The 19,564-nt window shown below is 73.0% G+C and carries 25 protein-coding genes, 1 pseudogene and 1 riboswitch; of the genes and pseudogenes, 8 read left to right on the forward strand and 18 right to left on the reverse strand.

What is annotated here, in order from left to right; translation table 11 throughout:
• Nucleotides 1-45: 45 nt before the first annotated feature.
• From FXF52_RS19450 to FXF52_RS19460, 3 genes and pseudogenes are all read left to right on the forward strand, one after another.
• Entirely contained in the window at nucleotides 46-1,251 is a 1,206-nt protein-coding gene (locus tag FXF52_RS19450) for a DUF2786 domain-containing protein (RefSeq protein WP_148798560.1), read from the forward strand.
• Between the two features lie 102 nt (nucleotides 1,252-1,353).
• Entirely contained in the window at nucleotides 1,354-1,713 is a 360-nt protein-coding gene (locus FXF52_RS19455) for a YciI family protein (protein WP_255472126.1), read from the forward strand.
• Nucleotides 1,710-2,950, forward strand: a pseudogene (locus FXF52_RS19460) (RNA polymerase sigma factor). Before FXF52_RS19455 ends, FXF52_RS19460 begins: the two are co-directional and overlap by 4 nt.
• Here FXF52_RS19460 and FXF52_RS19465 read toward each other — a convergent pair.
• From FXF52_RS19465 to FXF52_RS19505, 9 genes are all read right to left on the reverse strand, one after another.
• Nucleotides 2,951-3,394 carry a hypothetical protein gene (locus FXF52_RS19465; protein ID WP_148798565.1) on the reverse strand — a complete coding sequence of 148 codons (444 nt, stop codon included), beginning with the start codon at nucleotides 3,392-3,394 and terminating at the stop codon, nucleotides 2,951-2,953.
• A gap of 15 nt (nucleotides 3,395-3,409) precedes the next feature.
• A complete protein-coding gene (locus FXF52_RS19470) occupies nucleotides 3,410-3,925 on the reverse strand; it encodes an EndoU domain-containing protein (protein ID WP_255472121.1) in 516 nt (171 codons plus the stop codon).
• A 7-nt stretch (nucleotides 3,926-3,932) separates the two neighbouring features.
• Nucleotides 3,933-4,427, reverse strand: coding sequence for a hypothetical protein (locus tag FXF52_RS19475; RefSeq protein ID WP_148798567.1), 495 nt, complete (start codon nucleotides 4,425-4,427; stop codon nucleotides 3,933-3,935).
• Nucleotides 4,428-4,429: 2 nt separating this feature from the next.
• On the reverse strand, nucleotides 4,430-4,756 hold the full coding sequence (locus FXF52_RS19480; protein ID WP_148798569.1) for a hypothetical protein: 327 nt from the start codon (nucleotides 4,754-4,756) through the stop codon (nucleotides 4,430-4,432).
• Entirely contained in the window at nucleotides 4,753-5,175 is a 423-nt protein-coding gene (locus FXF52_RS19485) for a YbaB/EbfC family nucleoid-associated protein (RefSeq protein WP_148798571.1), read from the reverse strand. Before FXF52_RS19485 ends, FXF52_RS19480 begins: the two co-directional genes overlap by 4 nt.
• Nucleotides 5,176-5,306: 131 nt before the next feature.
• A complete protein-coding gene (locus tag FXF52_RS19490; RefSeq protein WP_148798573.1) occupies nucleotides 5,307-5,804 on the reverse strand; it encodes a hypothetical protein in 498 nt (165 codons plus the stop codon).
• Nucleotides 5,805-6,044: 240 nt separating this feature from the next.
• Nucleotides 6,045-8,300, reverse strand: coding sequence for a cation-translocating P-type ATPase (locus tag FXF52_RS19495; protein WP_148798575.1), 2,256 nt, complete (start codon nucleotides 8,298-8,300; stop codon nucleotides 6,045-6,047).
• 14 nt (nucleotides 8,301-8,314) lie between these two features.
• Nucleotides 8,315-9,289 (reverse strand): hypothetical protein, encoded by a 975-nt coding sequence (locus FXF52_RS19500; RefSeq protein WP_148798577.1) that lies wholly within the window; start codon nucleotides 9,287-9,289, stop codon nucleotides 8,315-8,317.
• A gap of 34 nt (nucleotides 9,290-9,323) precedes the next feature.
• The gene (locus FXF52_RS19505) at nucleotides 9,324-9,533 is read right to left on the reverse strand and encodes a heavy-metal-associated domain-containing protein (RefSeq protein ID WP_148798579.1); all 210 of its coding nucleotides are present in this window, start codon (nucleotides 9,531-9,533) and stop codon (nucleotides 9,324-9,326) included.
• A 153-nt stretch (nucleotides 9,534-9,686) separates the two neighbouring features.
• Between FXF52_RS19505 and FXF52_RS19510 the strand changes: the two genes are divergently transcribed.
• Complete coding sequence (locus FXF52_RS19510; RefSeq protein WP_046568942.1) at nucleotides 9,687-9,986, forward strand: metal-sensitive transcriptional regulator; 300 nt, start codon at nucleotides 9,687-9,689, stop codon at nucleotides 9,984-9,986.
• A 55-nt stretch (nucleotides 9,987-10,041) separates the two neighbouring features.
• On the opposite strand, the gene FXF52_RS19515 is transcribed toward FXF52_RS19510, so the two are convergent.
• Both FXF52_RS19515 and FXF52_RS19520 read right to left on the reverse strand, forming a co-directional pair.
• A complete protein-coding gene (locus FXF52_RS19515; protein WP_148798581.1) occupies nucleotides 10,042-10,671 on the reverse strand; it encodes a DUF305 domain-containing protein in 630 nt (209 codons plus the stop codon).
• Nucleotides 10,672-10,755: 84 nt separating this feature from the next.
• Nucleotides 10,756-11,349, reverse strand: coding sequence for a hypothetical protein (locus FXF52_RS19520; RefSeq protein WP_148798583.1), 594 nt, complete (start codon nucleotides 11,347-11,349; stop codon nucleotides 10,756-10,758).
• Between the two features lie 197 nt (nucleotides 11,350-11,546).
• On the opposite strand from FXF52_RS19520, the gene FXF52_RS19525 reads away from it, so the two are divergent.
• Together FXF52_RS19525 and FXF52_RS19530 are read left to right on the forward strand one after the other, a co-directional pair.
• Nucleotides 11,547-12,854, forward strand: a complete 1,308-nt coding sequence (locus tag FXF52_RS19525) for a YibE/F family protein (protein ID WP_148798584.1) — start codon at nucleotides 11,547-11,549, stop codon at nucleotides 12,852-12,854.
• A gap of 154 nt (nucleotides 12,855-13,008) precedes the next feature.
• Nucleotides 13,009-13,139: riboswitch (cyclic di-AMP (ydaO/yuaA leader) on the forward strand.
• 5 nt (nucleotides 13,140-13,144) lie between these two features.
• Entirely contained in the window at nucleotides 13,145-14,164 is a 1,020-nt protein-coding gene (locus tag FXF52_RS19530; RefSeq protein WP_148798586.1) for a hypothetical protein, read from the forward strand.
• A gap of 66 nt (nucleotides 14,165-14,230) precedes the next feature.
• Here the strand turns inward: FXF52_RS19530 and FXF52_RS19535 are convergent, their stop codons facing one another.
• Nucleotides 14,231-14,899, reverse strand: coding sequence for a carbonic anhydrase (locus FXF52_RS19535; RefSeq protein ID WP_148798588.1), 669 nt, complete (start codon nucleotides 14,897-14,899; stop codon nucleotides 14,231-14,233).
• Nucleotides 14,900-15,111: 212 nt separating this feature from the next.
• On the opposite strand from FXF52_RS19535, the gene FXF52_RS19540 reads away from it, so the two are divergent.
• Complete coding sequence (locus FXF52_RS19540; protein WP_148798590.1) at nucleotides 15,112-15,453, forward strand: MarR family winged helix-turn-helix transcriptional regulator; 342 nt, start codon at nucleotides 15,112-15,114, stop codon at nucleotides 15,451-15,453.
• A 58-nt stretch (nucleotides 15,454-15,511) separates the two neighbouring features.
• The gene (gene mycP, locus FXF52_RS19545) at nucleotides 15,512-16,750 is read left to right on the forward strand and encodes a type VII secretion-associated serine protease mycosin (protein WP_255472123.1); all 1,239 of its coding nucleotides are present in this window, start codon (nucleotides 15,512-15,514) and stop codon (nucleotides 16,748-16,750) included.
• A 129-nt stretch (nucleotides 16,751-16,879) separates the two neighbouring features.
• Here mycP and FXF52_RS19550 read toward each other — a convergent pair whose 3' ends face one another.
• From FXF52_RS19550 to FXF52_RS19575, 6 genes are all read right to left on the reverse strand, one after another.
• A complete protein-coding gene (locus tag FXF52_RS19550; RefSeq protein WP_148798593.1) occupies nucleotides 16,880-17,161 on the reverse strand; it encodes a WXG100 family type VII secretion target in 282 nt (93 codons plus the stop codon).
• Between the two features lie 30 nt (nucleotides 17,162-17,191).
• Nucleotides 17,192-17,500, reverse strand: a complete 309-nt coding sequence (locus FXF52_RS19555; RefSeq protein ID WP_148798595.1) for a WXG100 family type VII secretion target — start codon at nucleotides 17,498-17,500, stop codon at nucleotides 17,192-17,194.
• A gap of 231 nt (nucleotides 17,501-17,731) precedes the next feature.
• Nucleotides 17,732-18,001 carry a hypothetical protein gene (locus FXF52_RS19560; RefSeq protein ID WP_148798598.1) on the reverse strand — a complete coding sequence of 90 codons (270 nt, stop codon included), beginning with the start codon at nucleotides 17,999-18,001 and terminating at the stop codon, nucleotides 17,732-17,734.
• A gap of 16 nt (nucleotides 18,002-18,017) precedes the next feature.
• Complete coding sequence (locus tag FXF52_RS19565; protein WP_187413596.1) at nucleotides 18,018-18,743, reverse strand: hypothetical protein; 726 nt, start codon at nucleotides 18,741-18,743, stop codon at nucleotides 18,018-18,020.
• A 31-nt stretch (nucleotides 18,744-18,774) separates the two neighbouring features.
• On the reverse strand, nucleotides 18,775-19,068 hold the full coding sequence (locus tag FXF52_RS19570) for a hypothetical protein (RefSeq protein ID WP_148798602.1): 294 nt from the start codon (nucleotides 19,066-19,068) through the stop codon (nucleotides 18,775-18,777).
• A 16-nt stretch (nucleotides 19,069-19,084) separates the two neighbouring features.
• Nucleotides 19,085-19,507: a YbaB/EbfC family nucleoid-associated protein gene (locus tag FXF52_RS19575; RefSeq protein ID WP_255472124.1), complete on the reverse strand. Its 423-nt coding sequence runs from the start codon at nucleotides 19,505-19,507 to the stop codon at nucleotides 19,085-19,087.
• Nucleotides 19,508-19,564 lie beyond the last annotated feature (57 nt).

A 19,564-nucleotide genomic window follows, 5' to 3' on the forward strand; every position in this document is an offset into this window, starting at 1 on the left:
CCCGAGTGGATCACGCGACGACCGCGAGGAGAGGAGGGCCCACCCGTGCCGGACGCCGAGCAGCTGCTCGCCGACGCCCTCGCGGCGACACGCGGCACCGACGTACGGGCGGCCGAACGCGCCCTCGACCGGCTGGTGGTCGGCGACGGCCCGGCGGTGGACGCGGCGCTGCTGGCCCGCCTGGTCCGCGGCGTCGGGCGGCTCTGGCCGCGGGGCTGGCAGCCGGCCGACCTGGACCGGATCGCGACCCGGCGGCTCGAACCCCGGGGCGGCCGGCTGCTCCGGGACGTGCTGGCGGCCCAGCGGCGGGAGCAGCCGGGCCCGGTCCCGCAGTGGTTCGACGACCAGCTCGCCGAGCTGGACGCGCGCTGGGACGGCGACGCGGGCTGGCTGGACCGCCGGGCCGGGGGCGACCGGATCACCGCGCTGCGGGACGCGGTCGACGCGCTCGCGCTGGTCGAGGGGCTGCCGCCGATCGCGGTGCTCCGCCCGCCGCCGGGCGGGCCGGCCGCCGCCCCGCGCACCACCGCGCCGGGCACCGGCTCGCGGATGCTGGACCGGGTACGCGCCCTGCTGGCCAAGGCCGAGTCGACCACCTTCCCCGCCGAGGCGGAGGCGCTCACCGGGAAGGCGCAGGAGCTGATGGCCCGGCACAGCATCGACGCCGCCCTGCTCGACGCGACCGCCGAGCGCCCGGACCGGCCCGGTGGGATCCGCCTCGGCACCGACGCCCCGTACGCGGCGGCGAAGGCGCTGCTGATCCAGGAGGTGGCGGCGGCGAACCGGTGCGAGTCGGTGTGGTCCGACGATCTCGGCTTCGCCACCGTGCTCGGCTTCCCCACCGACCTGGCGGCGGTCGAGCTGCTGCATACCTCGCTGCTGGTGCAGGCCACCGCGGCCATGCTGCGCGGCCGGGGCGAACGGCGCGCGGGCAGTGGCCGGCGCACCAAGGGCTACGACGAGTCCTTCCTCAACGCGTTCGCGCTGCGGATCGGCGAGCGGCTGCGGGCGGTGACCGCGGCGGCGGACCGGGCGGCGGCCGAGGAGCGCACTGGCGACGCGCTGCTCCCGGTGCTCGCCGCCCGCTCCGAGGCCGTCCAGGAACGCGTCGACCAGCTCTTTCCCGGCGTCACCCGGCACCGGCTCCAGGTGCGCGACGCCGAGGGCTGGACCTCGGGCACGTCGGCCGCCGACCGGGCCTCGCTCGACGTCGGCGCCCCGGCGCGCCGGTCGGTACGCCGGGGTCGCTGACTTTTCTCGGGGCGGATGTCGGATCGGACGTCCCGGCTCCGACCCGTCTGCGAGAGGCGCCACCGCCGGTGGCCCGTATCCGAGGAGTGGACCGTGAAGTACATGCTGCTGATCTGGAACCGGCCGGGCTTCGTCGAGGAGCTGTCCGAGGCGGACCGGAACGCGATCTTCGGCGAGGTCGACGAGATCATGAAGCAACTGTCCGAGTCCGGGGAGCTGGTCGGCGGTGAGGCCCTGGCGCACCCGTCGCAGACCCGGACGGTGCGGGCCGGCACGGCCGGCGTCGAGATCACCGACGGGCCGTTCGTGGAGAGCAAGGAGCAGTTCGCGGGCTACCTGATGGTCGACTGCGAGACCCCGGAGCGGGCCGCCGAGATCGCGGCGAACTGGCCGGACGTGCGGCGCGGTGTCGGGGTGCTGGAGGTGCGTCCGGTGATGGACGAGGCCGGGGCGGAGATGTGACGTCGCCCGTCGTCGAGGACCTGCTGCGCACCCTCGCGCCGCAGGTCCTCGGCGTGCTCGTCCGCCGGCACGGCCAGTTCTACGCCTGCGAGGACGCCGTGCAGGAGGCGCTGCTCGCCGCGGCCACCCAGTGGCCGGAGCAGGGTGTGCCGGACCACCCCCGCTCGTGGCTGGTCACTGTGGCGACCCGCCGGCTCACCGACGAGTGGCGCAGCGAACGGGCCCGCCGGGACCGCGAGGTCGCCGTGGCGGTCCGCGAGCCGCGTACGGGGCGGTCGCCCCGGCCGCCGACGAGGAGCCGCCGAGCGGGGACGACACGCTGAAGCTGCTCTTCCTCTGCTGCCATCCCGCGCTCACCGTCTCCGCCCAGGTGGCGCTCACGCTGCGCGCAGTGGGCGGCCTGAACACCGCGGAGATCGCCCGGGCGTACCTGGTGCCGGAGGCGACGATGAGCCAGCGGATCCGCCGCGCCAAGCAGCGGATCGAGGCGGCCGGCGCCCGCTTCGCGCTGCCCTCGGCCGCCGACCGCGACGAGCGGCTGCGTGCCGTGCTGCACGTGCTCTACCTGATCTTCAACGAGGGTTACGCGGCCTCCAGCGGCGGTGAGCTGCACCGGGCGGAGTTGACCGGCGAGGCGATCCGGCTGGCCCGGGAGCTGCACCGGCTGCTGCCGGACGACGGCGAGGTCGTCGGCCTGCTCGCGTTGATGCTGCTCACCGACGCGCACCGGGCCGCCCGGACCGGCCCGGCCGGGGAGCTGGTGCCGCTGGCCGAGCAGGACCGCACCCGCTGGGACCGGAGCGAGATCGAGCAGGGGGTCGCCCTGGTGACCGAGGCGCTGACCTGGTCGCCGCCGGGCCCGTACCAGGTGCAGGCGGCGATCGCGGCGGTGCACGCCGAGGCGCCGTCGGCGGCGGAGACGGACTGGCCGCAGATCGTCGCGCTCTACCGGGTGCTCGCCCGGATCGCGCCGAACCCGATGGTGACCCTCAACCAGGCCGCCGCCGTGGCCATGGTGGACGGCCCCCGGGCCGGGCTCGCCCTGCTCGCGCCGCTGGACGCGGACGACCGCACCGCCGGGCACCACCGGCTCGCCGCCGTCCGCGCCCATCTGCTGGAGCTGGCCGGCGACCGCGACGAGGCGCGGGAGGCGTACCTGGCCGCCGCCCGGGCGACCACCAGCCTGCCGGAGCAGCGCTATCTGGAGGTACGCGCCGCCCGCCTCGCCGCCGACTGATCAGAAGAGCCGCCCCCGATACGGATGCGGTCGCCCCCAGGTCTCTTCCCACTGCAACAGCTCCGCCTGCCACCGCGGCAGATCCGGCCGGTACTCGCGGATGAGATCGGGGTTCTCCGGGCGGCTTGCCAGGAACCGCCAGTATGCCTCGACCGCCTCGCGTACCTCGTCGAGCGAGTAGTGGCCCCGTTCACCCTCAACCCACTCGTTCTGAAACTCGATGCCCTGGGCGGTGAAGCTGACGTTGTACTTGTCGCTGTCCCACTCGTCCTCCAGCGCCCGGCCGTGCGACACGTCGTCAATCATCGCCAACGCGTCCAGGCACACGGAGTGATAGACCGAGATGTCGGTGATCAACCACGCGCCGAGCGCTCGGTAACGCTGATCCGTCACCTCGAACAGCGGCAGGCGGTACTCGTCGAGCGAGAAACTGATGAACGCCAACAGAGGTCCTTCGGATCAGGGGACGACGACAGGCCATCCGTGGGTGAACCCGCCCGAGCCATTGTAGAAACCCTCGATCACGAGGTTCTTGTGCTTCCCACGCCACAGGTTGGTGTTCGGCACGGGCCTCGCGTTCTGGAAGGCGCCACTGATCGCGTTGTCCACCTGTGCGGGCGTCCAGTCATCGGGAAAGAAGGAACTCTCCCCACCGTTTGGTCCCTTCTTCGGCTTCCACGCCCCGTGCGGGGGGTTGAGCGTCGGATCGAAGAACTCCGGCTTGGCGGTGTACGCCCCGGTCTTCGGATCCTTGACGATGCTCCCCGGCTTCAGCCTGCGTCCCGGGAAGTCCTGCCCACCCGGGCGGTAGTGATAACCGGTTCCCTTGGGCATGCCCGGCTTGACATGCCCCCCGCCGATCACGTGCTCAGTGAAGTGCGGATTCATCCGGTCGGGGCGGTTGCGTCCCTTGGTCCGCTTCAGGAAGCGCAACGCGGCCCGCATCAACCGGCCGCCCGCTTTACCTCCGCTCATCCCCGCGTCACCCGTCGATGAGCTTCCAGATGACCTCTTGGATGAGGTTGCCGACGATGGTCCGGGCGAGCTGCTGGAAGATCGGGATCTCCAGCAGCGAGGCGCCGAAGGTGACCGCCGCCGTGGCGATCGCCTGCGCGATCTCGATGGCCAGCAGCACCAGTTGCACGATCACCGCGATCTTCAGGGCGAGGACGATCGCCGCGCAGATGATCAGCCCGGTGCCGGTGAGCACCGCCGCGGTCACCCCGTCGCGCAGGCTTTCGGCCGGGCTGTCCTCCCGGTTCCACCAGGACTGGAAGGCGGTGATGTCCTGACCGGTGTGGCTGGACCAGACGGTGGTGGCCCCGGTGTTGGCCTCGCTGACGACGCCGGCGAGGGTGCCGGAGAAGCGGATCCAGGCGTTGCCCATCTCGAAGAGCTTGACCTCGTCCGCCTCGGGCCAGGTGTAGCCGAGGATGCCGAGCAGCGAGCGCAGCTCGCCGGGGAGTTCGAAGCCCACGGTCAGCCGCCCAGGGCCTGGTGCAGACCGTCGAAGCCCTGCTTGATGGCGGCCTCGATCTCGGCGTAGCGGGTGGCCATGCCGGTGAGGTCCGTCCCCGCGGCGGCGATCTCCTGGAGGGCGCTGTCGAAGCACTCGAACGCGAAGGCGGACACCTCGTCGTGGGCGGCCCCGATCAGCGAGCCGATGTCGTCCGAGCCCCAGGGCCGGCCGAAGGCGGCCAGCTCGGCCTGGAACGCGGCCAACGCCTGGCCGAAACGGACGGCCGCCCCTTCCAGCGCGCGGCCGGACCCGCTCAGCCCGTCCGGGTCGACCTCGATCGCCGTCATTTGCCGCCCTGCCGGGCGAGCCGATCCTGCGCCTCGACCAGAGCGTCGGTGAACGCGGTGAGCTGCCGGCCGGCGTCCTCCTGGATCTTGCGCAGCCGGTCGCCCAGCGACCCGAGGTCGACCTGCCCGGGGACGGCGGCGGTGGCCTTCTCCTGGAGGTCGGCGAACGCCGCGTTGACCGCCTGGGTGATCTCCTCGGCGAGCGACTCGCTCGCCAGGCGCATCACCCGCGGGTTGAGGGTGAGCGCGGTGATCCGGCCGGGTGGGCCGACCGTCACCTGGACCAGGCCGTCGGCCGCCTCGCCGTGGCCCTCGGGGAGTGGTGCGTCGGTCTCGGCGCCGGCGGTGAACTGCCCGAGCGCGGACATCGTCTCGGACAGCACGCGGTCGAGGCCGGACGGGTCGACAGGGTGGGCCATGGGGTGGCTCCCTCCGGGGTCGAGGTCGCTTCGCATCCTAAGCGGTGAATGCGAGCGGCGGTGACCCATGGTGAGCTCGGGCCCACCCTCCGATGCGGACGGTGGCACACGTCACAGGGGACGGACGTCGGTCAGGCGCGGCACTCCCGAGCGAGCCGCTGCGGGATCGCCACGAAGCTGGAACTCAGCCACTTGACTGGGGCCGACGACCTCGCCCCGGCGTCGATCCGCCGCGCGGCGTCGGTGACCAGCGCCTTGATCTCCGGGTCCTGCGCCCGGGCGGCCTGCCGGCGTACGTCGGTGGCCAGGTCGGCGAGGCTCGCCTTGACCTGGTCGTTGAGCTGTTCGGGGGTGAGGTCGCGACGGGTCGCCGCGGCGGAGTCGGTGGCGATCTGCCTGCTCTTGGCGATGATGAGCTTGTCGACCTCGGCGCAGACCGCGGCGGTGTTCGCGGCGGTCACCGGCGACGGCGACGCCGTGACGGTCGGGGCCGGTGCGGTGGCGGTCGGCGTGCCCACCCAGTTGCCGGCCGGCGCTCCGGTGTCCTCCTCGGCGGACGGCTGGCAGGCCGTGGCGAGGGCCGTCATGATCACCAGGGCGGCGGCACGGATCGCGGCGGTACCGGACATGGTTCTCCCCGTACGGTTGTCGGCCGTCGGTGACGGCCCGTGGTCAACCGGGGCTCCGTCCTGGGCCGCCGTCCGCGCCCCGGCAGATCGAGCGGCGACGGAGTCGAGTGTGCCAAGGATCCGGCCCGACCGCCGGACGCGCGGTCCGCGCGCAGCACGCCGGGCCGGCGATCGGCCGGCCCGGCGAGCAAGGCGCCGGCCGGTCCCGGGCGCGCCCGGGACCGCCGGCGGGTGCGGAGGTCAGCCGACCGGCCGGAAGCGCCGCAGCCGGAGGCTGTTCGCCACCACGAACACCGACGAGAAGGCCATCGCCGCGCCCGCGATCATCGGGTTGAGCAGGCCGGCGGCGGCCAGCGGCAGGGCGGCCACGTTGTAGGCGAACGCCCAGAACAGGTTGCCCTTGATGATGCCGAGGGTCCGCCGGGAGAGCCGGATGGCGTCCACGGCGGCCATCAGGTCACCCCGGACCAGGGTCAGGTCGGACGCCTCGATCGCCACGTCGGTGCCGGTGCCCATGGCCAGCCCGAGGTCGGCCTGGGCCAGCGCGGCGGCGTCGTTGACGCCGTCCCCGACCATGGCCACCGTCCGCCCCTCGGCCTGGAGCCGCTGCACCACGTCGACCTTGTCGGCCGGCAGCACCTCGGCGATCACCTGGTCGATGCCGACCTCGGCGGCCACCGCCCGGGCGACCGTGGTGTTGTCGCCGGTGAGCAGCACCGGGGTGAGCCCGAGGTCGCGTAGCCGGGCGACCGCCGCCGCGCTGGTCGGCTTCACCACGTCGGCCACCGCGAGCACACCCCGGGCCCGGCCGTCCCAACCGGCCAGCACCGCCGTCCGGCCGGCGGCCTCCGCGTCGGTCGCCGCCCGCAGGACCGCCTCGGGTACGTCGAGACCGCGCTCCCGCAGCAGCCGGAGCCGCCCGACGACCACGTCCCGGCCGTCGACCGAACCGGTCACGCCGAGCCCTTCGACGTTGGCGAAGCCGGTCACCGGCGGCACCGGCCCCGCCTCCGCCGCGCCGTCGGCGATCGCCCGGGCGATCGGGTGCTCGGAGGCCGCCTCCAGCGCGCCGGCCAGCCGGAGCAGCTCGTCGGCGTCCTGGCCGGCGGCCGGCAGCACGTCGACCAGGGTCATCTTCCCGGTGGTGACGGTGCCGGTCTTGTCCAGCACCACCGTGTCGACCTGGCGGGTGGACTCCAGCACCTCGGGACCCTTGATCAGGATGCCGAGCTGGGCGCCCCGCCCGGTGCCGACCAGCAGCGCGGTCGGGGTGGCCAGGCCGAGGGCGCACGGGCAGGCGATGATCAGCACGGCCACCGCGGCGGTGAACGCGGCCGTCGTCCCCGACCCGGTGCCGAGCCACCAGCCCAGCGTGCCGACGGCTAGGGCGATCACGATCGGCACGAAGACCCCGGAGATCCGGTCGGCGAGCCGCTGCACGGCCGCCTTGCCGGTCTGCGCCTGCTCCACCAGCTTCGCCATCTGGGCGAGCTGGGTGTCCCCGCCGATGCGGGTGGCCCGGACGACCAGCCGGCCGCCGGCGTTGACGGTGGCGCCGACGACGGTGGCGCCCGGCCCGACCTCGACCGGGACGGACTCCCCGGTGAGCATGCTGGCGTCGACCGCCGAGGTGCCCTCCTCGACGAGGCCGTCGGTGGCGATCTTCTCGCCGGGCCGGACCACGAACCGGTCGCCCACCGCGAGCTGGTCCACCGGGATCCGGATCTCCCGGTCGCCGCGGAGCACCGCGACGTCCTTGGCACCCAGCTCCAGCAGGGCGCGCAGGGCGGCACCGGCGGTCCGCTTGGACCGGGCCTCGAAGTAGCGGCCGGCGAGGATGAAGGCGGTCACCCCGGCCGCCGCCTCCAGGTAGATGTTGCCGGCCCCGTCGCCGCGGGTGATGTCGAAGCGGAACGGGTGGGTCATCCCGGGCATCCCAGCGTCGCCCAGGAAGAGCGCCCAGAGCGACCAGCCGAGCGCGGCGAGGGTGCCGAGCGACACCAGGGTGTCCATGGTCGCCGCGCCGTGCCGCAGGTTGATCCAGGCGGCCCGGTGGAACGGCAACCCGCCGTAGACCACGACCGGGGCGGCCAGGGTCAGCGACAGCCACTGCCAGTAGGTGAACTGCCAGGCTGGCACCATGGCGAGCAGGATCACCGGCACGGCCAGCGCGACCGAGACCCACAGCCGGGTACGCAGCCCGCGCAGCTCGTCCACGGGCTCGGCGGCCGCCCCGGCCGCGGCCTGGGCGGGCGGCGGCGGCACGGCGGCGGTGTAGCCGGTCTTCTCCACCGTGGCGATCAGGTCGTCCGGGGTGACGTCGTCGGCGTACCGGACGGTGGCCTTCTCGGTGGCGTAGTTGACCGTGGCCTCGACGCCGTCCATCCGGTTGAGCTTCTTCTCGATCCGGGCGGCGCAGGAGGCGCAGGTCATGCCGCCGATCGCGAGTTCGATCTGGTTCGGCGCGACCGGTAGGGACTTGGCGGTCGATGTCATCGCGGCACCTCCGGTCAATTGTGCCCGTGGCCCGGGGTGCCGTGGCCGGCCTCCGGGGTCGGTGTGGTGGTCGGGGCCGGCGCGCTGGTCGCCTGGGTGCCCGGGTCGCCGGCCACGACGGTGAATTCCGCGGTGTGCACCGCGTCGCCGTGCCGGAAGTCCAGGTAGAGGCGGTACGTGCCGGCCGAGGGCACCTCGGCGGCGAACCTGATCTGCGGCCCGGCCGGGGTCCGCCCGTCGCCGGGCGCGCCCTCCGGGTGCACGTGCAGGTACGCCAGGTCGCCCTGCCGCAGCGCCACCAGGTGCCCGTACGCCCCGAGGTAGGGCTGGAGGTCGGCGACGGGCCGCCCGTCCCGGCTCACGCTCAGGGTGAGCGGGCTGGTGCGGCCGGGCTGCGGGGTGCCGCTCAGGGTGACGGTGTAGCCGTCGACGGTGGTGCTGGCGGCGGGTGCCGGCAGCGGCCGGTCGGCCAGCGTGCCGGGGACCGTGACGTCGACCCCGAGCGTCAACGGCGCGCCGCCGGTCGGGGTGAAGTCGGCGAACGCCCGCCAGACGCCGGGGCCGGCGAGCGGCGAGGCCACCCGCCAGGTGCCGTCGGCGGCCAACTCCGGGTGGACGTGCCGGAAGCCGGAGAGGTCGCGCCGGGCGACGATCAGGTGCATGCGCTTGTCGTGCGCCACGTCGTAGCGGGTGACCGGTCGGCCGTCGGGGCCGGTGATCCGGAAGGCGAACTCGCCGGCGGGGGCTGTCACCGGTTGCAGGGTGTAGCCGCGGTCGGAGACGAGCAGCCCGCCGGGCAGGTGGTCGGTGGCAGCGGCCCCGTGGCCCGCGTCACCGTGACCTCCGTCACCGTGGTCGGCGTCGGTGGCGTCGTGCCGGGTCGCGGCGGCCGGGGTGACGGGGCCGGCCAGGTGGCCGACCCCGTACGCCGTGCCGAACACCGCCGCGAGGCCGAGGGCGAAGCCGCTCAGCTTCGTCGTCGTGTTCATCGGGTACCTCGGTTCCTTCGGGTCCGGGGACCCGTCACGCCCCGACGAGGTCGTAACCGGCCTCGTCCACGGCGGCGCGAACGGTGTCCAGGTCCAACGGGCTCTCACTGGTGACGGTGACCTGGCCGGAGGCCAGGTCGACCTGGACGTCGGTGACGCCCGCGATCGCGCTCACCTCGGTGCTGACCGAGTTGACGCAGTGCCCGCAGGTCATGCCCTGCACCTGGTACGTGGTGGTGACCATCGCAACTCCCCTCTCGCCGCCTCCACCGAATACCCCTCAGGGGTATACGGTGGAGAGACGGCTGCCACTCTCCTGTTACCGCTACCCCGTGGGGGTATCAGCCAACGAAGAGGACCGTACCATACCCCCGAGGGGTACGCTATCCTGGATGGCATGACCGCACCGACGACCCCGACCCGGGGCTACACCGCCAGCAAGGACCAGCTCCTCGCGCGGCTCCGCCGTATCGAGGGCCAGGTTCGCGGCATCGAGAAGATGGTCGAGGACGACCGCTACTGCATCGACGTGCTGACCCAGATCTCCGCCATCCAGGCCGCCCTGGACAAGGTCGGTCTGGGCCTGCTCGACGGACACGCCCGGCACTGCATGCACGAGGGCGCCGCCGAGGGCCGCGCCGACGAGATGGCCACCGAGATGATGGCCGCCGTCGGCCGGCTGATGAAGCGCGGCTGATCGGGCCGATCGGGGGTCCGGGCCCGATGGTCCGGACCCCCGCGCCCTGCCGGCTTCAGAGCCGGTCGAGCAGCTTCCGCATGGTGTCGATCTCGGCCTGCTGGGTGTCGGCGATCCGCTGGGCGAGCGCCCTGGCGTCCGGGTTGGCGCCCCGGGCCAACTCCTCCCGCGCCATGGTGATCGCGCCCTCGTGGTGGGCGATCATCATGGTCAGGAACTGCCGGTCGAAGTCGACCCCGGACGACGCCTTGAGCTTCGCCAGGTCGCCGTCGGACATCATCCCGGGCATCCCGTGGTCCATCCCCGGCATGCCGTGACCGGCTCCCGGCGGGGGCGCCGGCCGGCCCCAGGCAGCCAGCCAGTCGGTCATGGTGGCGATCTCCGGCCCCTGGGCCGCCTTGATCTGCGCGGCCAACTTCTTCACCTCGGGGTCGGCAGCCCGGCCGTCGGCCAGTTCCGCCATCTCCACGGCCTGCCGGTGGTGCAGGATCATCATCTGGGCGAACATCACGTCCGCGTCGCCGAACGAGGCCCCGGCGGAGGGCGACCCGCTGGCCGTCCCGCCGGGCATGGCGTGGTCGGTCCCGGCGGTCGAGTGGTCGCCGCCGCAGGCGGCCAGGGCGAGCGCCGCAGCGACGGTCGCGCCGGCCAGGGCGGCCCGGCGCGCGAGGGTACGAGTGGACATGGCAAAGCCTTTCGGTGTCGGAACGTACGCAGCGGACGGCAGACGCGGGGCACCGGTCTTCCGGTCCACCCGCGCCGGGGCGTCCTATCTGCGCAGCACCGACACCGTCGTCAGGCGCAGCCCGTACGGCCGGGGCGGCGGGGCACGCGGTCCCGGGGCGGGACGGAGCGGCCGACTCGCGGTCGGGCCGCCGGCTCCGGACCGGGCCCCCAGCAGCAGGGCGACCAGCAGCGTGACGGCGAACGCCCCGAGCACCGCCAAGCAGATGCTCCAGCCGGACCCGTCGCCGCCCAGCTCACCAAGCGGGAGCGCCCGGGCGTGGGCGTCCACCAGCGGGAGCGCCCGGGCGTGGGCGTCCACCAGCGGAAGCGCCCGGGCGTGGGCGTCCACCAGCGGAAGCGCCCGGGCGTGGGCGTCCACCAGCGGAAGCGCCCGGGCGTGGGCGTCCACCAGCGGGAGCATCCGGGCGTGGCCGCAGTCGCCGCCCGGGCAGTCGCCGGTCGTGGCGACCATCACAGCCGGCGGGGCGGCGTGGCCACCCACCGCGTGACCGGTCGGGCCCCCGCCGGCGTGCGCGCCGTGGCCGAGGGTGTGCATGGCGGTCAGCCCGACCAGGGTGCCGAGCAGCAGCAGGAGGCGGACCCACGGTCCGGTCGTCACCGCTGTCGCCGTTCGCACGGCAACCACGCTAGTGGGCGCCGCGGAGCGGGCCGGGTGGAACCAGGGAGATCGCACATCGGCTGCGGCGGCCTCCCGGCCTGGCTAACATTCCGGGCGACGACCGGTCTCCGCTCGCTCGCCGGCGCCAGCGCCGGCCCGGTGAGCCGGCCAGCCCGGTGACACGTATCCAGCCGTGACTCGTTCGGAGACTCGCCATGGGCGCCGACCACACCCGTCCCGCTCCGCCCGCCCCGCCCCGGGTGCGACGGATCCTGGTCGCCACGGTGGTGCCACTGTTCCTGGCGACCGTGGTCGCCGCGCTGGTGCTCTGGCCCCGGGACAGCCGGGAGCCGGCGGGCGACGCGAACCTGCCGCGCTACCACGGCACCGTGACCCGGGTGGTCACCGAGCCGTGCCCGCCGACGCCGGAGGATGGCGCCGGCGGGTCCACGGGCCCCTGCGGGACCGCGACGGTCGCCGCCGAGCAGGGCCCGGACGCCGGCCGGCAGGTCGAGGCACCCCTCCCGGCCGGCCCCGGCTCCCCACGGGTCGAGGTCGGCGACAAGGTCATCCTCGTCGAGCTGATGGACCCGGCCGATCCGACGGTCAAGAGCTACAACATCGCCGAGCACCAGCGCGGTACACCGCTGGTCGGGCTGGCCGTGCTCTTCGCCGTCGCCATCGTGGCGTTCGGGCGCTGGCGCGGGCTGGCCGCGCTGGGCGGCCTGGTGGCGAGCTTCGCCGTGCTGCTCGGCTTCGTGCTGCCCGGGATCGGCGCCGGCCAGCCGCCGCTGCTGGTGGCGATCGTCGGCGCCGCGCTGATCATGTTCGTGGTGCTCTACCTGACCCACGGGATCACCGCCGAGACCTCGGTGGCGGTGCTCGGCACCCTGGGCAGCCTGGTGCTGACCGGTCTCCTCGGCACCCTGGCCACCGCGGCCACCCACCTGACCGGCTACGGCAGCGAGGACGCCACCACGCTGTCGATGTTCCAGCGGGACGTCGACCTGCACGGGTTGCTCCTGGCCGGCATCATCATCGGCTCGCTCGGCGTGCTGGACGACGTCACGGTCACGCAGGCGGCAACGGTCACCGAGCTGGCGAACGCGAACCCGGGGCTGTCCCGGATGCAGCTCTACCGGGCGGCCACCCGGGTGGGCCGCGCCCACATCGCCTCCACGGTCAACACCATCGTGCTGGCGTACGCGGGCGCGTCGCTGCCGCTGCTGCTCCTGCTGGTCGCCGACTCGCGACCGGTGATCGAGATCCTCACCAGCGAGTTCATGGCCCAGGAGATCGTCCGTAGCGCGGTGGCCACGCTCGGCCTGATCGCCGCCGTACCGCTGACCACCGGTCTGGCGGCGGTGGTCCGCACCGCCGGACGGGCCGGCGCCGCGACGGACCCCGAGCCCCGCCCGCCGGCGTCCCGGCCGCCGGCGGAACGGCACGACGCGCTGGAGGCGCTCGGCGGAGCGGCGGCCGGACGGTCCGGACCGGAGAGGAGCACCGAGGCCACGTGGTGACACTTCGGAGCGTGACCGTCCGATTCAAACGCGACCCTGGTCACGCAGGGCGACGACGAAAACGTGCGGTTGGTCGGCTTCGGGACGTAGCTCCGCAGCCGGGACGTCGGGTAACCTCACTGCCGGTCACCGCCGAAGGCGCGCACCGGCGCCTGCGGTGCCACCGCCCAATCGCCCCACGGCGAACCGGGGAACCAGGTACCTGGGGTGAATCCGCGCCAGCGGTAGGGGCCACTTCCGCCCCGAACCCGTCAGCTAACCCGGTCGGCGGTCGACGGAAGGGAACACTGTTGACGGCACCCCTGCGCCGCTGGTTGACACCCGTGGCGGCCGTGCTCGCCGCGTTCGCCATCGTCGCCGGGCCCACCCCGGCGCTGGCCGCACCCAACACCCCCACCCCCTCGGGGCACGAGGAGGACAACGATCCGCCGCTCATCACCGAGGTCATCGACGCGGCCAACCGCGGCTACCTGCAAGCCAAGGCGAAGCTGGACAAGTCGAAGCAGCGCCAACTCCAACTGGGCCTCGAGATCCGGGCGGCGCAGGCCGACCTGGACGCGCTGCGGCCACAGGTGACCGAGATCGCCGCGCAGTCCTACCGGACCGGCCGGATAGGCGCGATGGCCATGCTGCTGGAGAGCAACGCACCCGACTCGTTCGTCCGGCGGGCCTCCGCCCTCGACGAGCTGAACCTGATGAACGCGCAGAAGCTCGCCGCGGTCAACGCCGCGAAGAATCGCGCCGAGCAGGCCAAGATCGCGCTCGACGCGGAGGTCCGCGAGCAGCAGAAGCAGACCAACGCGATGAAGCGCGAGAAGGCCGAGGCGGAGAAGGCGCTGGCGCTGGTCGGCGGGCGCGGCTTCACCGGTGGCCTGGTCTCGGCCACCTCCCCGGTCGCCCGGATCGGTCCCGGCCGGACCGCCGACGGGGGCTGGCTGCCCGAATCACGCAGCGTGAAGGACCCGACCACCTCGGGCTATATCACCCCGCGCACGCTGCACATGTACAAGGAGGTCAAGCGGGCCGGCTTCGACCGTTTCGTGGGCTGTTACCGGCCGGGCGGGCCCTGGGAGCACCCCAAGGGCCGGGCCTGCGACTGGTCCCTGCAGCGCAGCGGCTTCTCCCCCTGGCACAACAACGACATGCGAAGGTACGGCAACGACCTCGCCGCCTTCGTGATCCGCAACGCCGACCGGCTCGGCGTCTACTACGTGATCTGGAACCGGCAGATCTGGTTCCCGGCGACCGGGTGGAAGTCCTACAGCGGGCCCTCCAACCACACGGACCACGTACACGTGTCGATGCTGTAGCTGCCGTACCAATCCGAGGGGGCCGTTCCGCGACCAGCGGGACGGCCCCTCGTCGTCACGTAGGGCTCAACCGGCGACCGCGGTGGGCGGCGGGCCCGCGGGCGCGGCCGGGACCGGCAACGTCACGCCCGCCTTCACCTCGGCCACCGTCCGCACCTCGCCCGCGCTGAGCCGATACGACATGCCGACCACCCCGCACCGTCCGGCCGCCACCCGCTCGGCGAGCACGGCGGACCGGGCCAGCATCGCCTCCACGGTCCGCGCGATGTGGATGTCGACGATGTCGTCGAGGTCCTCGACGCCCTGCCGGGCGGCTCGGGCCAGGCTGGGTACGACCGCGTCCACCAGCGCGCCGAGGTGGCCGGCGGGGGGCGTGCCGGTGGCGACCACCTCGCGGGCGGCCTGCACGGCGCCGCACGAGTCGTGGCCGAGCACCACCACCAGCGGGGTGCCCAGCACGGTGACCGCGTACTCGACGCTGCCGAGCACCTCGGGGCCGACGGTGTGGCCGGCGGTCCGCACCACGAACAGGTCACCCAGGCCACGGTCGAAGATGATCTCGGCGGCGAGCCGCGAATCGGCGCAGCCCACGATCACCGCGAACGGGTGCTGGCCGTCGGCGACGGCGGCGCGGTGCTCGGCGTCCTGGTTCGGATGACGGGGCACGCCGGTGACGAAGCGACGGTTACCAGCGGACAGCTCGGCGAGCGCCTGCTCGGGAGTGGTCGGCGTCAATGCAGTCACCTCGGTCTCGCGCAAAACGGCCTGGTCAACCCGGCCGGCGGCAGAGGCGGCCTCGGGAACCACCGTCACACCCTGAGCCAAGATACGTCAAGATTTACGTGATATGGATTTCATACGTCGTCGGTGACCGGTGGCCGGCCCGACGCCCGGCCACCGGTGGCCCGCCCGACGCCGGGCTCGCTGACCGCCGGACGGGCCATACCATGACCACCATGGCGACGACAGCGGGCGAGAACGGGAGCGGCCGGAACTGGACCTTCCTCACCAACCACGGGCACGTGCTGCTGGCCATCGCGCGCAACCCCACTGCGCGGCTGCGTGACGTGGCCGACGAGGTGGGGGTGACCGAGCGGGCCGCCCAGGCCATCGTCGCCGACCTGGAGGCCGGCGGCTACCTGCGACGCACCCGGGTCGGCCGGCGCAACGAGTACACGATCAACCCGAGCGGCCACTTCCGGCACCCGGCGGAGGCCGATCAGCAGGTCGGTGCCCTGCTCGCCCTGTTCACCGCAGAGCCGGCCGGCAGGCCCGCCGCCGAGGGCTGACCCGCCCCGCCCGGCTCCCGTCACCGCGCCACGGGCACGGCGACGGTAATCTCACCGCGTGCGCGACAGCTTGCGGCCGGACGGGACGACACCGCGCGTCCGTACCGGGCACCGGATCCGGTCCTTCCTCTGTGGAGCGGGAGCGGCCGCCCTGCTCGGCGGCGCCCTGGTGGCGCCCGCGCCCGCCGCGGCGGCCCCGAAGTGCGGCCCGCCCGGCGGCCCCGCGCCGACCGAGGCGCCCTGGGCGTTGGACCGGCTCGACCCGGAGGCGGCCTGGCGGGTCACCCGGGGCCAGGGCGTCACCGTGGCGGTCATCGACTCCGGCGTCTCGCCCAGCCACCCCCTGCTGCGCGGCCGGGTGCTGCCCGGCGAGGACTTCAACCATCTGGTCCACCTCAACGGGCAGTGCGACCTCGTCGGCCACGGCACCATGGTGGCCGGCATCATCGCCGGCAAGGAGGGCACCGGCGCGCCGTACACCGGGATCGCGCCGGAGGCGAAGATCCTGCCGATCCGGGTACTGGCCGACAACCAGCGCACCTTCGACGAGTCGATCCCGGCCGAGATCGGCAAGGCGATCAAGTGGGCGGTCGACCAGAAGGCGGACGTGATCAACCTGTCCCTGGTGACCCTGGACGACCCCCGGCTCAAGGACGCCGTGGACTACGCCCTCGACAAGGGGGTCATCGTGGTGGCCGCCGCCGGCAACCGGCAGGAGAACCAGCAGGACCAGCCGGGGTACCCGGCCGCGTACCCCGGGGTCATCGCCGTCGCCGGGATCGACGACGCGGGCGGACACGTCGGCAGCTCGGTCACCGGCGACTACGTGGACATCGCCGGGCCGGGGCTGAAGATCGTCGGCCCGGCGCCGCAGGGGTCGGGTTACCGGGCGGAGCCGCAGGGCGGCACCAGCTTCGCCACCGCGTACGTCTCGGGCGTCGCCGCGCTGGTCCGCGCCGCGCACCCGGACCTCGACCCGAAGGACGTCGCCTACCGGCTGACCCGGACGGCCGACAACCCGCCGGACGGGCACAACGCCGAGGTCGGGTACGGGATGGTCAACCCGTACCGGGCGGTGACCAGCCTGCTGGGCAGCCGGACCGACCCGCCGCTCGGCGCCATGCCCGCGCCAGCCCCGCCGGCCGACCCGCTGGCCTGGCAGCGGACCGTGGCCATCTGGGCGGGCGCGATCGGCGGCGGGCTGGCCGGCGCCCTGCTGGCGCTCCGGCCGATCCTGATCCGGGGCCGTCGGCGCGGCTGGCGCCCCGGACGCCGCACCGCCCCGCAGGACGCCTGAGTTCGCCTGTCCCACCCCGGGATACCGCCTGACGCGCCTGCGGCGCCCAGCGCGCCCCTGGCGGCACGGAAAAGCACTGCGGCTCCGACCCCGGCAGAGCCGGAGCGGAGCCGCAGTGGGGTCGGTCGGTCAGTTGCCCCAGACCTTGGAGTTGCTCATCTCGGTGGTCATGTAGTTCTCGCGGGCGATGCCGACCGCGTTGCCGATGTCGTTCAGGACCTTGTTGATGTCCCGCACGGCGGCGTCCCACTGAGCCTGGTGCTGCTGGTACGCGACGCGGTCCTGGCCCTCCCACTCGAGCTTGGTCAGCATCGAGCGCAGCGTGTCCAGCTTCTCGTCGATGGTCCGCGAGATCGCCTGCATCTGCTGGTTGCTGCTCTCGAGGACGGCGTAGTCGACCTTGATGCTCATCGTTCCTCCTCTACCTGGCTACTACGCGGATCACGGGTTGAGAGCAGCGTGGAACTTGTCCAGCATCTGCTGCTGCTCTTCGTCGTTGACCTGGTGCGTCGTACCCGACTTGTCGAGCAGGTCGGCGATGTTGTCCATCGCGGTCAGCAGCTTGTTCGTGTCCTCGTTCCAGCGCGTCATCAGGTTCTGGAAACCCGAGGACGCCTGGCCCTTCCAGGCCATCGCCAGGTCGTCGACAACATTCCACAGCTTCTTGAGCTCGCCGTCGACGTCGCTGCGCGTGGACCGCACGTCACTCGCGGCTTGGTGCAGAGTCGCTGCACTGACCTCGAACGCCATGCTTCACACCCTTCCGTCATCTTTCGTGGCGGCGGATCCGCCGCGCCCCTCCCCCGCGGCAAGGCGTACACACCCCACCGACGGACACTTCAACCGAACCGTAGCGGACGACGTCCAACCCGCGCAGCCCTGTCTCCGTATCGTCGTCTCCCGGCAAGCCAGGATCCACAACGCATTACCGGACGGACTGTGCCATATGGACGGACGACCCCCTTCCGGTCCGCACCGGCCTCAGGACGGCCGGCGATACGACTTGACGTGCATCATTACACCCACGATCACGACGACCGCCAGCAGCACCACCACCGGCCAGAGCACCGGCCGGTCGACCGCCCGGTCGAGCACCACCGGGATCAGCGCGGCACCCCCCGTGATCAGCGCCACCTCGCTGGCCCGCTTCGCCCACACGGCGTGGGACAGCTGGGCGACCAGCGCCAGCCCGATGAAGGCCGGCACGGTCACCAGGAAGTACACGAAGAGCCACCAGAGCACTCTGGTCACCTCGGCCCCCTTCCTGTCACTGGTAGAACTTGGTGTCCTTGACCCAGTCGATCTTGATGTCCTTGATGTCCGGGTCCGAACCCGTGGGCGCCCAGCCCGGGCGGGAGTCCGACACGAACGCGAACCGGTCGTTGCCCTGGAAGCCGGCCATGATGGCGGAGAAGAGCGTGCTGATGTCACCGAAGACCAGCGCCAGGATGGCCGCGCTCGCGACCATCCCCGCCACCCCGATCGCCTCGGCGATGGGCGCGGTGGGCGGGAACGCCTGGAGGACGACCGACGCGATCACCGCGATCAGGATCGGGATGAGCGCGTCGACCAGCGCGTTCACCGCGTCGTTGAAGGCGTCCCGGGCGGAGGTGAGGGTGTCCTTGTTGGCGTTGAACGCCTCGGCCAGGGAGTTGATCTCCGCCCCCAGCTTGCGCAGGAAGAGGTCGAACGCGTCCCGGTCGTCGAAGTCCCACTCGGTGTCCGACGGCGGGACCTGCTCCAGCGCCGCGCCGAACTGGTCCCCACCGAGCAGGCGCGCCGCGTCGCCCCACTCCTTGATGGACTTGTTGACCTCGTCGTTGTCGAACGTCTCCAGGTAGGCGATCGCCGCCCCCAGCACCCCGGCGAAGACCAGCCACATCCAGTTGGCCCGCGCCGCCGGGAGAAGCCCCCGCACCGGCGCCGTCGCCGCGGCGACCGTGTGGGTGCCGGTCACCGTGCCGGCGGCGTTCGCGATCAGGATCTCCGACATCAGCTGTTCCCCCCGTCACACACCAGGCAGGTCACTTGACCACCCAGGGCTGATCCGACTTCTCCCAGTTCTTCGCGGTCTGCTCCAGCTGCTCGGCCGCCTTGTGCAGGTGCTCGATGCCGGTCTTGACGTTGTTGAGGTGGCCGTCGACCGAGGCGTTGTGCGCCTGCACGGTCGCGCCGCCGAAGATGGTCAGCGCGCCGTCGGGCAGCTTCACGCTCTCCAGCAGCGTCTGCACGTTGCGCAGATACTGGATCGGGCCGTCCGGAGCGTCGAGCTTCTGGCTCGCCTTGCGGATCGCGTCGACGTCGACCTTGTTCGCCATCGGTCCTCCCCCCTGGTCAGCGGCGCAGGCCGCGGGTCGGGTCGCTCAGGTCCACGCCGAACTGGCGGAACCAGTCCTGCGGGTTCAGGGTGCCGGCCTGAGCCTGGCGGACCAGGTCCGAGCCGCCCAGCACCTCGCTCATCAGCTCCTGCTGACGCTCGGCGTAGGCCGCGTACGCCGCGTCGATGGCGGCCTGGAGCGACTCGGCCAGCGTGTAGCTGTCCAGCCGCATCGCCCGCGCGTTGAGGTCGATGTCGCCGACCTTCATGTCGCCGTCCACCGTCACCCGGACCAGCCCGTCCGGGCTCTCCCCGGTCACCCGCAGATCGGCCCGCTGCTGCTGGTACTCGGCCAGTCGGCGCTGCTGCTCCTGCGCCTGGCGCAACAAGTTCTCCACGGCGCCACCGGCGCCGCCGTAACCCCACGAGGTGCTCACCACGGTCCCTCTCTGCCTACGCGACGGTCGGGCCGACGCTATCGGAACGATGCCTGGCGC

The organism is Micromonospora sp. MP36, from assembly GCF_008119785.1.
Classification (GTDB): Bacteria; Actinomycetota; Actinomycetes; order Mycobacteriales; family Micromonosporaceae; genus Micromonospora.

Coding starts and splice junctions, on each gene's coding strand:
- FXF52_RS19455 (WP_255472126.1), top strand. CDS start 1,354: ATGCTGCTGATCTGGAACCGGCCGGGCTTCGTCGAGGAGCTGTCCGAG.
- FXF52_RS19555 (WP_148798595.1), bottom strand. CDS start 17,500: ATGGCGTTCGAGGTCAGTGCAGCGACTCTGCACCAAGCCGCGAGTGAC.
- FXF52_RS19570 (WP_148798602.1), bottom strand. CDS start 19,068: ATGGCGAACAAGGTCGACGTCGACGCGATCCGCAAGGCGAGCCAGAAG.
- FXF52_RS19495 (WP_148798575.1), bottom strand. CDS start 8,300: ATGACATCGACCGCCAAGTCCCTACCGGTCGCGCCGAACCAGATCGAA.
- FXF52_RS19485 (WP_148798571.1), bottom strand. CDS start 5,175: ATGGCCCACCCTGTCGACCCGTCCGGCCTCGACCGCGTGCTGTCCGAG.
- FXF52_RS19505 (WP_148798579.1), bottom strand. CDS start 9,533: ATGGTCACCACCACGTACCAGGTGCAGGGCATGACCTGCGGGCACTGC.
- FXF52_RS19490 (WP_148798573.1), bottom strand. CDS start 5,804: ATGTCCGGTACCGCCGCGATCCGTGCCGCCGCCCTGGTGATCATGACG.
- FXF52_RS19480 (WP_148798569.1), bottom strand. CDS start 4,756: ATGACGGCGATCGAGGTCGACCCGGACGGGCTGAGCGGGTCCGGCCGC.
- FXF52_RS19565 (WP_187413596.1), bottom strand. CDS start 18,743: ATGTCGGAGATCCTGATCGCGAACGCCGCCGGCACGGTGACCGGCACC.
- FXF52_RS19510 (WP_046568942.1), top strand. CDS start 9,687: ATGACCGCACCGACGACCCCGACCCGGGGCTACACCGCCAGCAAGGAC.
- FXF52_RS19470 (WP_255472121.1), bottom strand. CDS start 3,925: ATGAGCGGAGGTAAAGCGGGCGGCCGGTTGATGCGGGCCGCGTTGCGC.
- FXF52_RS19540 (WP_148798590.1), top strand. CDS start 15,112: ATGACCACCATGGCGACGACAGCGGGCGAGAACGGGAGCGGCCGGAAC.
- FXF52_RS19550 (WP_148798593.1), bottom strand. CDS start 17,161: ATGAGCATCAAGGTCGACTACGCCGTCCTCGAGAGCAGCAACCAGCAG.
- FXF52_RS19525 (WP_148798584.1), top strand. CDS start 11,547: ATGGGCGCCGACCACACCCGTCCCGCTCCGCCCGCCCCGCCCCGGGTG.
- FXF52_RS19500 (WP_148798577.1), bottom strand. CDS start 9,289: ATGAACACGACGACGAAGCTGAGCGGCTTCGCCCTCGGCCTCGCGGCG.
- FXF52_RS19515 (WP_148798581.1), bottom strand. CDS start 10,671: ATGTCCACTCGTACCCTCGCGCGCCGGGCCGCCCTGGCCGGCGCGACC.